Origin of the sequence: Clostridium sp. AN503 (assembly GCF_040719375.1) — a bacterium.
Taxonomy (GTDB): domain Bacteria; phylum Bacillota; class Clostridia; order Lachnospirales; family Lachnospiraceae; genus Brotaphodocola.
This window is the reverse complement of the sequence record NZ_JBFDTP010000002.1, coordinates 2,780,931-2,795,332: the sequence shown is the minus strand read 5'-3', so window position 1 is coordinate 2,795,332 and position 14,402 is coordinate 2,780,931. Positions and strand designations below refer to the sequence as shown.

Annotated in this window: 11 protein-coding genes; 8 read left to right on the top strand and 3 right to left on the bottom strand. The window is 51.9% G+C overall.

The features are described from left to right. Nucleotides 1-31: 31 nt before the first annotated feature. Together AB1I67_RS20260 and AB1I67_RS20255 are read right to left on the bottom strand one after the other, a co-directional pair. The gene (locus tag AB1I67_RS20260; protein WP_367032008.1) at nucleotides 32-940 is read right to left on the bottom strand and encodes a nucleotidyl transferase AbiEii/AbiGii toxin family protein; all 909 of its coding nucleotides are present in this window, start codon (nucleotides 938-940) and stop codon (nucleotides 32-34) included. Beyond that, entirely contained in the window at nucleotides 924-1,550 is a 627-nt protein-coding gene (locus tag AB1I67_RS20255; protein WP_367032007.1) for a DUF6088 family protein, read from the bottom strand. The genes AB1I67_RS20260 and AB1I67_RS20255 overlap by 17 nt, the downstream gene beginning before the upstream one ends. A gap of 367 nt (nucleotides 1,551-1,917) precedes the next feature. On the opposite strand from AB1I67_RS20255, the gene AB1I67_RS20250 reads away from it, so the two are divergent. The 3 genes from AB1I67_RS20250 to AB1I67_RS20240 are packed head-to-tail and all read left to right on the top strand — an operon-like array spanning nucleotide 1,918 to nucleotide 6,127. After that, on the top strand, nucleotides 1,918-3,444 hold the full coding sequence (locus tag AB1I67_RS20250; RefSeq protein ID WP_367032005.1) for a histidine kinase: 1,527 nt from the start codon (nucleotides 1,918-1,920) through the stop codon (nucleotides 3,442-3,444). Nucleotides 3,445-3,469: 25 nt separating this feature from the next. Continuing rightward, a complete protein-coding gene (locus AB1I67_RS20245) occupies nucleotides 3,470-4,492 on the top strand; it encodes an ABC transporter substrate-binding protein (protein WP_367032004.1) in 1,023 nt (340 codons plus the stop codon). An 18-nt stretch (nucleotides 4,493-4,510) separates the two neighbouring features. After that, a complete protein-coding gene (locus AB1I67_RS20240) occupies nucleotides 4,511-6,127 on the top strand; it encodes a response regulator (RefSeq protein WP_367032003.1) in 1,617 nt (538 codons plus the stop codon). A gap of 17 nt (nucleotides 6,128-6,144) precedes the next feature. Here AB1I67_RS20240 and AB1I67_RS20235 read toward each other — a convergent pair whose 3' ends face one another. After that, nucleotides 6,145-7,227, bottom strand: a complete 1,083-nt coding sequence (locus AB1I67_RS20235; protein ID WP_367032002.1) for a GntR family transcriptional regulator — start codon at nucleotides 7,225-7,227, stop codon at nucleotides 6,145-6,147. Nucleotides 7,228-7,612: 385 nt separating this feature from the next. Here AB1I67_RS20235 and AB1I67_RS20230 point away from each other — a divergent pair, with 385 nt between their 5' ends. The 5 genes from AB1I67_RS20230 (at nucleotide 7,613) to tkt (ending at nucleotide 14,394) form a co-directional block, all read left to right on the top strand. After that, nucleotides 7,613-8,689, top strand: a complete 1,077-nt coding sequence (locus tag AB1I67_RS20230) for an ABC transporter substrate-binding protein (RefSeq protein ID WP_367032001.1) — start codon at nucleotides 7,613-7,615, stop codon at nucleotides 8,687-8,689. Nucleotides 8,690-8,804: 115 nt separating this feature from the next. Next, nucleotides 8,805-10,313 (top strand): sugar ABC transporter ATP-binding protein, encoded by a 1,509-nt coding sequence (locus tag AB1I67_RS20225; protein WP_367032000.1) that lies wholly within the window; start codon nucleotides 8,805-8,807, stop codon nucleotides 10,311-10,313. Continuing rightward, nucleotides 10,313-11,380 carry an ABC transporter permease gene (locus tag AB1I67_RS20220; protein WP_367031999.1) on the top strand — a complete coding sequence of 356 codons (1,068 nt, stop codon included), beginning with the start codon at nucleotides 10,313-10,315 and terminating at the stop codon, nucleotides 11,378-11,380. The genes AB1I67_RS20225 and AB1I67_RS20220 overlap by 1 nt, the downstream gene beginning before the upstream one ends. After that, nucleotides 11,377-12,393 carry a sugar ABC transporter permease YjfF gene (locus AB1I67_RS20215; protein ID WP_367031998.1) on the top strand — a complete coding sequence of 339 codons (1,017 nt, stop codon included), beginning with the start codon at nucleotides 11,377-11,379 and terminating at the stop codon, nucleotides 12,391-12,393. Before AB1I67_RS20220 ends, AB1I67_RS20215 begins: the two co-directional genes overlap by 4 nt. A gap of 18 nt (nucleotides 12,394-12,411) precedes the next feature. Then, nucleotides 12,412-14,394, top strand: a complete 1,983-nt coding sequence (tkt, locus tag AB1I67_RS20210; RefSeq protein WP_367031997.1) for a transketolase — start codon at nucleotides 12,412-12,414, stop codon at nucleotides 14,392-14,394. Nucleotides 14,395-14,402: the final 8 nt, after the last annotated feature.

Genomic DNA, 14,402 nt, shown 5'->3' with positions numbered 1-14,402 from the left:
ATATAAACTGGATATAGTGGATATGTGCTGCTTATTCAAAGATATGCATGTCTATGATAGCGGTTAATGATGTGACTGCGGTGTTGTAGGAAATATTTTCTTCCAGTAGTTGTACTGTTAGTGTTTCATAATCAGCTTTGTACACCTGTTCATCCATGATTTTTTGAAGAAGCCAGGAGATGCTGACACCATTTTGCGCAGACGGGCAGATGGCAGCGGCACTCCTGGCTTTACGTACTTCCGGGATGAGGGAGGGAAGATTATGATCCACGGAGACTAAGGGGAGAAGTTTGTAAATATCGTAAATGTGTCTGGAATGTTTTTTCTCTTTTCCAAGGAGATAATAATCACAGATGGCAAATACTTTGTCAATGAACGTGCGGGTGAGGTTCTGTACTTTCATTTCAAATGGCTCCAACTGGTATGGGACGACCAGGTCCGGTGCCTCTGTCTCCATCATATCTCCGATCATATTATGTACGGGTAACAGAGCAGTGGGGAAAGAGATTGCGGTAAATGAGGTTTCTATCAATACAGCAGGCTGAAGAAAGGTGGCTCCAGCCGGTAAGACTGTTTCATAGGCCAGTACATAGCGGTTATAGCTGCGGCGGCTTCTTGTCTCGTCCAGGTTTAATATCTGTAAATCAAGTTCTTTGGCAGTATTCTGGATTGCTTCCTTCAGCTTTTTCTTCTGACCCTGAGAAATAGATGTATCAATCGTGATATCAATATCTTCGGAAAAACGTTTGATAAGCTGGTAGCATTTGGACAGGGAGGTTCCGCCTTTAAAAACGATAAAGGAAAGCTTCTGTGAAAGAAGCCTCAGTATCAAAGTAACAAAGTAGTCTTTTTCAATGGCTTCCGGTGCGGCTCCGGTCTGGTAAGCGGTCAGATCGACAGCCTCCCGAAAGCGCTTTTTATCTTCATGTAGATATTCCATTCATCAACCTCGTTTCGTAAAGATTTTTATAGATTTTATCCGGGTAGTACGGAAGGTATGGTTCCAGATCGGAAAATCTGATGGAAAACTGTTCCATATAGGCAAGCAGACGCCGGCGCAGCGCGTCTCCCGAAATCTCTGATACCATGTCAATATCCTTCATCAGATCCAGAAACTGAAGGCTCCGGTAATTCTGCTCGCTTACAGGGATGCGGGGACGCCGGATGATAATGCGGGAGTTTGCCAGTCTGGCTTCCCTGTAGTCTTTGGTCGCTTTGTTGGTGACTACTTCACATACCATGGGGACCTGGGTGGTGAGGCCCAGCTGGTTTGCAAAAGCAACGCCGCTGACATATCCGCAGCGCTGTTCCCTGTCCTGGAGATATTTCTTTTCAATCACCTGGTTTAAGGACAACTGTGTACCGGATTTGAAAATGCTTTCTCCGGGGATGAAATAGATGCCGGTATCGTATCGTTTGAGCAGACCGGAATCGGTCAGCTTTTTGATCTGCTGGCGGATATTGGTCTCTGTCATATCCGGGATCTGGAGATCGGATATGAGAATGGGGGTGTTTTCACCATATCGGTCTTTTAGGTATTCGTACAGCATCACGGTATCTCCTCTCTGTAAAATGTTTTTGAAGATAAAAACTTCATATTTATTTTAATCTAATTAAAATCCAATTGCAACTTTTTGTTTCAATTATTTTATTGAATAACGGACCGATTTTTATTATACTTAGGAAAATGATAACATAGCAGGAAGGAAAGCATGGTACCGCGGCCTGCTGAAGCGGAAACCTGCGCAGGATATCATGCGCTGTACCAGAAGCTTTATAAAAGTTTCAGCAAAAATTATAAGGAACTGGCAGAACTGTGATGAGAAACGGCCGGTGAAACAGTGTCTGCGGAGAACTGGTAAAGCTGTAGCTGAAAGAGACCAGCGAAACGGCTTTCAGGATTTTGGGGAGGGACAGATGGAACGAGACGTATTTCAGCAGAACGGTTCAAATAAGAATCCGATCCGGTTTTCAATCAATAAAAAAATACTGATGCTCTCGGCGGCGATCGTCCTTCCGTTCCTCATCATGGTGGTGGTCCTTCTGGTCTCCATGATCAAATACAGCAGGACTTACGACAGCCTTGTGAGCAATCTGACCATTGCCAACAACTATAACCTAAACTTTAAAGAAGACATGGATGAAAGCCTCTACAAGCTGGTGGTGGGGTATGTGGATTTTGAGAACATCTCTGAGGACGGGACGCTGAAGGACCCTTACGCCCTGATCGGGGAACTGCGCGGAGAATTTACCACTCTCAGGGATTACACCACGGAGGCCGAGAGCCGGATGTGGCTGGAAAGCCTATTGCGCAATATTGACACCCTGGAAAAGCGGGTGGATGATATCCTGGAGAATATAAAGATCGGCGGCCGTTATGATGAAAATATCCAGGAGCTGGACAATAATATCTACATCCTCACGGAGCTGATTCAGGACAATATCCAGTATTACATCTATTACCAGACAAAAAGCATGGAGGCGGTCACTGGAGACTTAAACCAGCAGATCCAGAGCTTTCTGGTGGTATGCGGGCTGCTGGTATTCCTTCTGGTGATTCTGACGATCATTGTGACGTATCTGATCACCGCCGATATCCTGCGCCCGGTAAAGGTGCTTTATGAAGCAACGCAGAAGGTTTCGGAGGGGGATTTGAGCGCCAGGGCAGATATCCATTCCAGGGATGAGATCGAGATCCTTGCAGGTGGTTTTAATGACATGGCGGAGAACTTACAGCTACTGATCAAACGGACCAAGGAGGATGAACAGAAGATGCGGAAGCTTGACCTGCGGCTTTTGCAGGAGCAGATCAACCCGCATTTTCTTTACAATACCCTGGATACGATCGTCTGGCTGATCGAGTGCAACAAGGCGGACGAAGCGGTGAACATGGTCGTGACGCTGTCTGACTTTTTCCGGCTGGTGCTGAGCAAGGGAAAAGAGATCATCTCCCTGAAGGAGGAGCAGCAGCATATCCGCAGTTATTTGGAGATCCAGGAAGTCCGGTATCGGGATATCTTAGAGTACCATATCCAGATTGATCCAGGGCTTTATGATTATCAGATATTAAAGCTCACGTTACAGCCGCTGGTAGAAAATGCCCTCTATCACGGCATCAAATATAAGCGGGCAAAGGGGGCTATCCGCATCCGGGTGGAGAAGCGGGAAGATATCCTCTATCTGACCGTCAGCGATGACGGGATCGGCATGGACAAAGAAGAGTTAGCGCAGCTGCGAAAAGAGGTCGAGCGCCCCTGCAACGAGACGGAAAAAGGGTTTGGACTGGCTAATGTAAATGAGCGGATCCGCATGTATTTCGGAGTGGACTACGGTATGAAGATCGAGTCGGAAAAAGGAGAAGGAACAACGGTGACGCTTACCATTCCGGCGATCAAGGTGGCGGAGGGCCGGAGAATAGCAGAGGGCCAGAGGACAGGCGGATGACATTTGCGAAAGGAGTATGGTACATATGAGCTTAAGAGCAGAAAATAATTGCCGGATCATGATGATTCTGATCCTTGCCGTGCTTCTTCTGTCAGGCTGCGCCAGGGAATACAGGGCTGTGATGGAGGATACGATGACGCCTACGGACGAGAACCTGATCGTGGTGGGCGTGTCACAGGTAGGCAGCGAGTCGGTGTTCCGGACAGCCAATACTGCTTCCATCCAGCGGGTCTTTACAAAAGAAAACGGATATTTTCTGCTCTTCAACAACGCGAGGCAGAAACAGGAGAACCAGATTAAGGCGCTGCGCAGTTTTATTTCCCAGAGGGTGGATTATATCGTGTTTTCTCCGATCACAGAGGATGGATGGGAGACGGTGCTGCAGGAGGCGAAGGAGGCGGGGATCCCGGTTATCCTGATCGACCGCAGGGTGAATGTCCAGGACCAGGATCTGTATACCACCTGGATCGGTTCTGATTTTTACAAGGAGGGGCGGCTGGCCGCAGAGACGTTGGCCTCCTGTTTAAAAAAACAGGGGCGGCAGGAGGAAAGTATACGGATTGTTGTCCTGCAGGGAACAAAGGGCGCCACGGCAACCATTGGGCGCACGGAGGGCTTTGACGAGGTGGCAGCCCTGCATGAGAACTGGCTGATCCTGGACCGTGTGGACGCGGAGTTCACGACGGCAAAAGGGAAAGAGGAGATGGAGAACCTGCTCCACAAATACAGTGACATTGACGTGGTCATTTCACAAAATGACGATATGACCTTTGGCGCGTTGGAAGCAATCAGTGATGCAGGCATGACGACGGGGGAGGACGGGGACATCATCGTTATTTCCTTCGATGCGGTGGAGAGCGCACTGCAGCTGGTGAAGGATGGCGTTATTACCGCAGATATCGAGTGCAACCCGAACCAGGGGGAGTACGCGGAGGCGGCTATCCGGAAGATGGAAGAGAACAGGCCGGTGGCAAAGCTGTATTTTGTGCCGGAGGGCGTGTATACGAAGGAAAATGTACAGGATGCTCTGGATGAGGAATCCAGATAGCAGGAAAGAGGGAACAGGATGCTGAAGATATTTTTGGTGGAAGATGAGACGGTCATAAGGGAGGGGTTTCGCGATAAGATCCCCTGGGAGCAGTATGGCTTCCAGCTGGTGGGGGAGGCTGGGGATGGGGAGATGGCCCTGCCCATGATCCGTAAGATCAGGCCGGATGTGCTGATCACAGACATTAAGATGCCGTTTATGGACGGTCTCTCCTTAAGTGAGATCGTGAAAGAGGAATTCCCGAAGATGAAGATCATCATTATCAGCGGTTATGATGATTTTGAGTATGCCCGTCAGGCGATCAGTGTCGGGGTGGACCAGTATCTGTTAAAACCGATCACCCGGACGGCGCTTCGGAATGTACTTCTGGAGATGAAGGAAAAGATCGAACAGGAGATGGAACAGAAGGACTACCAGGCCCAGTATCAGGACGAGGTGCGGGAGTTTGAACAGTTTTCCCTGCGGAGGTTTTTCGAGAAGGTCCTGGACGGGAAGCTGTCTGTCAAAGAGATCTACGAGGAAGCCGCCGGACAGTCCTTAAACCTGACAGCGTCCTGTTACAACCTCCTGCTTTTTTCCATTTATGAAAAAGGCGGTGCGTCATCCGGAGGCGCAGGAGACCGGTTCATACGGAAACAGGAGGAGGTATTCCACTATTTCCTGAGGCATCCCCAATATATCCTGTTCCGGTTGAATGTCAACTGTTTTGGAGTGCTCATCAAGTCGGAGCCGCCGCAGATGGAAGATCTGGTGGAGAACAGCCTGGACCATTTCAGAAAGACCTGCGTGCCGGAGGAGGCTTATCTGGAATGGTATGTGGCGGTGGGGACCCCGGTGGAGCGGTTAAGCCTGCTCTCACAGTGTTATAAGGATGCGAACCACTATTTTGCATACAGGTTTATTATGCCGAACCTCCACATCCTCTCAGAGACAACGCTTTCCGATCATCTGACCGACCAGGAAGAGAAGAATATTGAGAATGTGGATTTTATGCAGATGGACCCGGAGATCATCCGGGATTTTCTGGCGAGAGGAGAGGATAAGGAGATCCATGATTTTGTGGAATCCTATCTGCACAATATCCTAAGCGCTTTAAAGTCCCGGATGTTCCGAAGTTATGTGATCCTGAATGTCCGGTTTGCTGTTGTTGCGTTTTTGGAATCCATCGGCGCGGACCAGAAGGATTATTCAGAGGAGATCGAGCAGGCGGTACAGCTTATTCGCAATGAGGAAAGCGAGGTGACGGAGTATATTGCCAATATGCTCACCACAGCCATGGGAATCCGTGACCGGATCAACAACTATCAGGGAGGAAGGATCCTTAAAAAAGCGCTGGACTATGTGGACACCAATTTTGACCGGGATACACTGTCTTTAAACTCGGCGGCGGACCATATTGGCGTGAGCGCCAATTATTTAAGCGCTATCTTCAGCCAGAACATGCAGAAGACCTTTGTGGAGTATATGACGGAAAAGCGGATCGATAAGGCCAAAAAGCTGCTGAAACAGACAGATAAGACCTCCGGTGAGATCGCAAAGGAGGTGGGGTATAAGGACGCCCACTATTTCAGTTTCGTATTTAAAAAGCTGCAGGGATGCAGCCCGAGAGAGTACCGGGCAGAAAAGAGGCGTTGACGGGCGCTTTTAGGTATTTACAGATCCGTCAGCGTGCTTTCCTTCGGATTCAATTTAAAACGGGTTTCCTGTGACAGGACGGGAAGCCCGTTCAGCCGTTTCAGGATCGCCTCAGCCGCTTTCGTTCCCATCTCATGAGGCTCATGAGAGAGGGTGGTCACGCTTAAGATGTTGGAGTTGCTTAAGTAGGTGTTGTCGAAGGCGGCGACAGCCATGTCTGAGGGCAGACGGTAGCCTGCCAGCAAAAGCTCGTCCACCAGATAGTAGGCCAGGTAGTCGTTGTAGCAGATGACGGCGGTACATTCAGATAAAGACTCTGCGATCATGCTTTTTAAAAAACATGTATCTTTTTCTCGCATCAACTTGTCCAGTTCACGGGAACCGTACCAGCAGACAGCTCTGTCCGAAATGGGCAGGGACAGGTCGCGCATGGTCTCCATATAGCCCTGGTACCGCTCGATCCCCTGCATATCGTCCCCCTTGAAGATCCCGCCGATGGCAGTATGGCCCTGGGACGATAAGTGCTTTACCAGGAGGGCGCTGCCGCCTGTATTGTCGTCCTTGATGTAGAGGCAGTCGGGAAGCGCCGGATAATAGTTATACAAAAACACGATCTGGCATCCTTTTTTCATCAGCCTGCGGTACAGATCCAGGTTGGGATTGGGCAGCGCGCTTTTGCAGCCCTCCACAATGATCCCGCGCAGGGGTTTCTTTAAAAGCTGCAGCAGGATCTCCCGTTCGGCGGCGACACAGTTATCCGTCACGAATACCTGGGCGGAGAAGCCGCTGTTGGAAAGCGTGCTGCGAATGGCACTTAGCACGCCGGGATAAATATATTCCTGGTCACTTGATACAAGGACCCCGATCACGTTGCCCTGGGGCCTTAAGGAGCGTCCGGTGATGTAGGAGCCGCTTCCCTGCTTTGAGACGATCAGCCCCTTATCCTCCAGCAGGCCAAGGGCCATGCGGACGGTCTGGCGGCTTACACGATACCGCCTGCAGAGCTCCTGCTCCGTGGGCAGTTTCTGGGTCCCGGTGCGGATATTCCGCTCTATTAATTCTTCCAGCCGTTCGGCAACCCACTTATATTTAATCCCCATAGAATACCCCCGATTCCTATGTAAAAAATGCCTGATTTGTTTTGGTAAAACAGGTAAAAATTATATATTAATCATAAAAAAATCCACTTTTTCCGGACTTCCCGATAAAATCACCAAATAAACCCAGCAGAAAAACCCGGGTGCTTTTTTGTCGATCAAAGCAGAAATCATAAAATTTCACCCGTCCATAAGAAAAAAACACCCATAGATAGATGACTTGTATTTGATTTTGATTATAACACGTAAAATTTGTATTGTAAATAACATACAAATCGTTTAAATAAAGGAAATACAGAATTGAATCGGCGCATGGGGGATGTTAAGATACAGACATGGGGAGCAAGAAATCCCAGTACGAAAAAATCATATAAGCGGAGGTAGTAAAATGAAAAAAAGAATGCTTGCAACAGTAATGGCAGTATCCATGGTAGCGGCAGGACTTGCCGGATGCGGCGGTTCCAAGACAGCGGCCACTACGGCGGCACCGGCAACTGAGGCGGCGACCACTGCGGCGGCAGCGGACAAGACCGAAGCGGCAACGGAAGCGGCAACCGAGGCGGCGGCTCCCGCAGCAGACGGGGAACTGATCCGGGTCGGCATCATCAACAACGATCCTAATGAGTCCGGATACCGTACAGCTAACGACGCTGATCTAAAGGCAATGTTTACAAAAGAGAACGGATATGACGCTTCGTTCGCTTACAGCTTAAAAAATGACGAGCAGATCACGGCAGCTCAGAAGTTCATCCAGGATGAAGTGGATTACCTGCTTCTTTCCGCAGCGGATACATCTGGCTGGGACAGTGTTTTGAAGGATGCGCAGGACGCAGGCATCGGCGTGATCCTGTTTGACCGTACTATTGACGCCAGCGACGACCTCTACCTTGCATCCATCGTTTCCGATATGGATAAGGAAGGCGAGACCGCAGTGAACTGGCTGGAAAGCCAGGGCCTGGATGAGTACAACATCATCCATATCCAGGGGGTTATGGGTTCCGCAGCACAGCAGGGACGTACCGGCGCGCTTGATGCAAAGGTAGCGGCAGAGGATTCCTGGAATCTGGTAACTCAGCAGACCGCAGAGTGGAACTCTGAGAAAGCACAGCAGATCGTTCAGTCTGTGATCGATTCCGGCACCAAATTCAACGTGATCTATGCTGAGAACGACGACATGGCAAAGGGTGCTGTTGCGGCTCTTGACAAGGCAAATATCTCCCACGGCGTAGGTAAAGACGTGATCGTTATGGGCTTTGACTGCAACAAGTGGGCGCTTCAGGAACTGTTAGACCAGAACTGGAACTATGACGGACAGTGCAACCCGTTCCAGGCAGCTTACATTGATGAAGTAATCAAGAAAGTTGAGAATGGAGAAGCTCTTGCAGAGAAGACCATCATCATGGAGGAGAAGGGCTTTGACGCAACCACGATCACAGCAGAGGACGTTGAGAAATACGGCATCTGATGTAGAACGGTAACCATACTTTTCCACTAAAAATCGAGAGAGCGCGGCGCGGCATAAAAGAGATATCTTTAGACGCTTCGCGCTCTTTCTTGATAAAAAGGAGTGAATATTGCTGGTGAAAGAACATTCTGTATTGGAAATGAGGAACATACACAAAAGCTTTCCCGGAGTGCGTGCCCTGCAGGCAGTTGATTTTACCCTGTGCGAGGGAGAGATCCATGCGCTGATGGGAGAAAACGGAGCCGGAAAATCCACGCTGATCAAGGTACTGACCGGCGTTTATGAGAAGGATGAGGGCGAGATCTATTTAAAGGGACTGGATAAACCGGCGGTGATCCGGGCGCCCCATGACGCCCAGAACCTGGGCATCAGTACGGTGTATCAGGAGATCACCTTATGCCCGAACCTTACTGTGGCGGAGAATATGTATATCGGCCGCGGAAAGGGACAGATCACCAACTGGAAGAAGATGAACGCGGACGCAGACCGGATGCTTGAGAATCTGGGGATTCCGGCAAAAGCCACGCAGCAGCTGTCCGACTGCTCCATCGCGATCCAGCAGATGGTAGCGATCGCACGTGCGGTGGATATGGACTGTAAGGTGCTGATCCTGGATGAGCCGACCTCCTCCCTGGATGAGTCTGAGGTGGCGAAGCTTTTCGGACTGATGCGTGATCTAAAGGCGAGAGGGGTCGGCATTATCTTTGTCACCCATTTCCTGGACCAGGTATATGAGGTATGTGATAAGATCACAGTGCTGCGGGACGGCCAGCTGGTAGGCGAATACGTGATCGAGGATCTGCCGAGAGTGAAGCTGGTTGCCAAGATGCTGGGCAAGGAGCTCAACGACATGGAAGACATCAAGGATGAGACGACGGGGTATACAGGCAAGGCGGAGTATGTCCTGGAGGCAGAAGGACTGCAAAGCGACGCGGGGATCGGGCCATTTGATTTCTACATCAAAAAGGGAGAGGTCAACGGCTTTACGGGACTGTTGGGTTCCGGGCGGAGCGAGTGCGTCCGTGCGATCTTCAGCGCCGATAAGGTGACCGGAGGAAGCATCAAGAAGAATGGAAAAACGGTCAAGATCACAAAGCCGCTGGACGCCATGAAGAACGGTATCGCTTATCTTCCGGAGGACCGGAAAATGGACGGCATCGTGGGAGACTTATCTGTAAGGGAAAATATCATCCTTGCTGCACAGGTTTTGAGAGGATTTTTTAAGCCCTTTACCAAAGCAGAGGCCAATAAATTTGCCGAGGAGTACATAAAGCTTCTGGAGATCAAGACCGCTTCCGCAGATACGCCGATCAAGTCCTTATCCGGCGGAAACCAGCAGAAGGTGATCCTGGCCCGCTGGCTGCTCACTCATCCGGAATATCTGATCCTGGATGAGCCGACCAGGGGGATCGATATCGGTACGAAGGTAGAGATCCAGAAGCTGGTGTTAAAGCTGGCGTCCGAGGGCATGAGCGTAACCTTCATCTCCTCCGAGACGGACGAGATGCTGCGCACCTGCTCCCGCCTGATCGTTATGCGCGACCGCAAAGTGGTCGGGGAGCTTTCCGGCGACGATTTGAACCAGATGAAAGTAATGGAGACCATAGCAGGAGGTGAGATGTGATGAAAGACAAAAATTTTGCAGGTATCTTCAGAAAGCAGATTTTTATTCCGATCGTGGCCCTGCTTCTGCTGGCTGTGTTCAATCTGGCTGTGGACCCGTCCTTTTTTAAGGTAACGCTGGGGCATAACAGCGCCGGTGACCCGGTACTGACCGGCTATCTGATGACAATCCTGGACTATGGCTCAGAGGTTGCCATTCTTGCCATCGGCATGACTCTTGTCACGGCGGCTTCCGGAGGTCAGGACATCAGCGTGGGAGCGGCTGTCGCCATCGCAGGCTCTGTGATCCTGCGGATCCTTGTGGGGCTTGGCGGAGACGGAACGCTGCAGGCGCCGATCATTGTGGCGTTTCTTGTAGCGTGTCTGGTAGCGATGCTGTTCGGAGCCTTCAACGGCGTGCTGGTCGCGATCTTCAAGATCCAGCCCATGGTCGCGACTCTGATCCTGTACACGGCGGGCCGTTCCATTGCCGCCTGGATCAACAACAATGAACTTCCGATCGTGACAGATAAAACCTTTACTTATTTTGGAGGATTCATTCCGGGGATACCGATCCCGACGCCGTTTTTCCTGGCAGTGGTCTGCGTGGTGATCACCATGCTGGTGTTAAAGTTCACCAACCTGGGGCTGTATACCCAGGCGGTCGGAATCAATGCAAGCTCCTCCCGTTTAAACGGCTTAAATCCGACCTTTATCAAATGGCTGAGCTTTGTGATCCTGGGACTCTGTGTTGCAGTAGTGGCGCTGATCAAGACCAGCCGCCTCTCCACCATCAACTATTCCGTGATCGCGAAGGATATCGAGATGGATGCCATCCTGGCGGTGGCTCTGGGCGGAAATGTTTTGAGCGGAGGAAAATTCAATATTATGGCATCGATACTGGGGGCATATGTGATCCAGTTTCTGACCACAACCCTTTATAAATTCAATGTTTCCTCTGACGCGCTCCCGGCATACAAGGCGATCGTCGTGATCGTGCTGGTGGTCATCAGCGCCCCGGCAGTGAAAGAAAAGCTTTCCGGTTTGGGCAGGAAATTAACGATGCGAAAGGAGGGCCGGCTGGTATGATGAAAACAAAAACTGCAGGCAAGAAGCTTACGGACACCAATCTGCTGCTTTTGATCACGGTGGTCGTATTCCTCGCCATGTACATCTGCGCAATGGTGTTTTTAGGAAAAGGATTTTTGAAACCTCAGACGTTTTTTAATATCCTCAATGCCAATGCGGCGCTGATCATTACCTCCTGCGGCATGAGCCTGGTCATGATCACCGGCGGGATCGATATCTCCGTGGGCGGCGTGGTGGCGCTGGTCAGCATGAGCTGTGCCGTATATCTGGACTATCACGGCGGAAATGTATTTACCTCCCTCCTGATCGCGCTGGGGATCGGGCTTTTATTCGGCGCGGTGCAGGGATTTTTGGTGGCATACCTGGACATCCAGCCGTTCATCGTTTCGCTGGCAGGAATGTTCTTTGCACGGGGCATGACCACGATCGTCCATACGGCGCCGTTCAATGTGGAAAATGAGGCTTTTACAGCCATAAAGAATACGCGTATCAATGTGCCGGGCCTTGGCACGGTAAATAAGCTTGGAAAATATGTCAACGCTTATGTGGAAATCGGTGTGATCGTGGCGATCCTGCTTGTGGTCATCCTGTTCTGCGTACTGCGGTGGACGAAGCTTGGACGGAATTTCTATGCGGTGGGCGGCAACCGTCAGAGCGCCCTGATGCTGGGCATCAATGTGAAGAAAACGAGGTTTTTATCCCACCTGCTCTGCGGCCTTTTCGCAGGAATCGGCGGATATGTCTACTTCCTGCATGTGGGTTCCGGTTCGGCTTCCCATGCAATGGGCATGGAGATGAATGCGATCGCTTCCTCCATCATCGGAGGAACGCTTCTTACAGGCGGCGTAGGCAATATATTCGGCACATTTGTGGGCGTGCTGTCCTTAAGTACCATCCAGAATATCGTTTCCTCCATCGGCCTGGACCAGGCGTGGTGGACAGGGATCACCGTAGCCGGTATGCTGTGTGTGTTCCTGGTTGTACAGAGCATCATTCTGGCGCGCAAAAAGTAAAAATCCAAGGAGGCTGTTATGAATCTGGAATTAGAGAAGAAATCCGTAAATGCGATCCGCGTCCTGGCGGCGGACGCCGTGCAGAAGGCAAACTCCGGCCATCCGGGGCTGCCCCTGGGGGCGGCGGCTATGGCTTATGAGCTGTGGGCGCACCATATGAACCACAATCCGGCTGACCCGGAGTGGGAGGACCGGGACCGGTTTATCCTTTCCGGCGGTCATGGCTCTACATTACTCTATTCCCTGCTGCATCTGTTCGGCTACGGTCTGACCGTGGAGGATCTAAAGAACTTCCGCCAGTCCGGCTCCCTGACCCCGGGTCACCCGGAGTACGGGCATACGGTGGGGGTCGAGGCCACCACAGGCCCGCTGGGCGCAGGCATGGGCATGGCGGTGGGCATGGCCATGGCGGAAGCCCATCTGGCCGCCGTGTTCAACCGCCCGGAATATCCGGTGGTGGACCACTATACCTACGTGCTGGGCGGCGACGGCTGCATGATGGAGGGGATCTCCTCGGAGGCATTCTCCCTGGCAGGGACCCTGGGCCTTCACAAGCTGATCGTCCTGTATGATTCCAACAAGATTTCCATCGAGGGCAGCACGGACATTGCTTTTACGGAGGATGTGCAGAAGCGGATGGAGGCCTTTGGCTTCCAGACGATCACCGTGGAGGACGGAAATGACCCTGCGGCCATCGGGAAGGCCATTGAGGAGGCGAAGGCGGATCAGTTAAGGCCTTCCTTTATCATCGTGAAGACCCAGATCGGCTACGGCTGTCCTGCCAAGCAGGGCAAGGCCAGCGCCCACGGGGAGCCTTTGGGGGCCGAGAACGTGACGGCGCTCAAGGAGAACTTGGGCTGGGAGAGCCAGGAGCCGTTCTATGTGCCGGAGGATGTGTACGAGAACTACCGAATGCTGGCGGCTCAGGGCGCGAAGACGCAGGAGGCCTGGGAAGGGCTGTTTGCGGAGTACGCAAAGGCATACCCGGATCTTAAGGAGCAGTGGGACGCTTACCATGATAAGCAGATCGGTGAAAAGCTTTATGACGACGAGGTGTTCTGGGCATACGAGGATAAACCGCAGGCCACCAGGAATCTGTCCGGCATCATGCTGAACCGTTTAAAGAATGAGGTTCCTGCGCTGATCGGCGGAGCCGCGGATCTGGCGCCGTCCACCAAGACCTATATGAGCGATATGGGGGATTTCTCTAAAGATAACTACGCAGGAAGGAACCTGCACTTTGGCGTGCGGGAGCTGGCGATGGCGGCGATCGGGAACGGCCTGGCGCTGCACGGGATGAGGCCGTTTGTGTCCACGTTCTTCGTGTTCAGCGATTACACGAAGCCCATGGCGCGTCTGGCAGCGCTGATGAAGCTGCCGGTGACCTATGTGTTCACCCATGACAGTATCGGAGTGGGGGAGGATGGGCCGACCCATGAGCCGATCGAGCAGCTGGCGATGCTGCGTGCGATGCCGGACTTTCACGTGTACCGCCCGGCGGATGCGACGGAGACGGCTGCGGCCTGGTATTTTGCAGCGACCGCGAAGGATGCGCCCACGGCGCTGGTACTGACAAGGCAGAACCTGCCACAGCTTGGGGGGAGCAGCAGGGAGGCGCTGAAGGGCGGTTATATCCTGGAGGACAGTGCGAAGGAGACGCCGGATGCGATCCTGATGGCAAGCGGCTCGGAGGTGTCCCTGGCGGTGGAGGCGAAGAAGCTTCTGGCGGAGGAAGGCATCGACGTGCGTGTGGTGAGCATGCCGAGCATGGATGTGTTTGCCAAGCAGGATGCAGAGTACCGGGAGAAGGTGCTGCCGAAGGCGGTGAGGAAGCGTGTGGCAGTGGAAGCCTTAAGCGGGTTTGGCTGGGGCGAGTATGTGGGCCTGGACGGGGCGTATGTGACGATGCAGGGCTTTGGCGCGTCGGCGCCGGCTGAGTCTTTGTTTGAGAAGTTCGGGTTCACGGCGGAGCATGTGGCTGAGGTTGTGAAGCAGTTATGAGATGATAA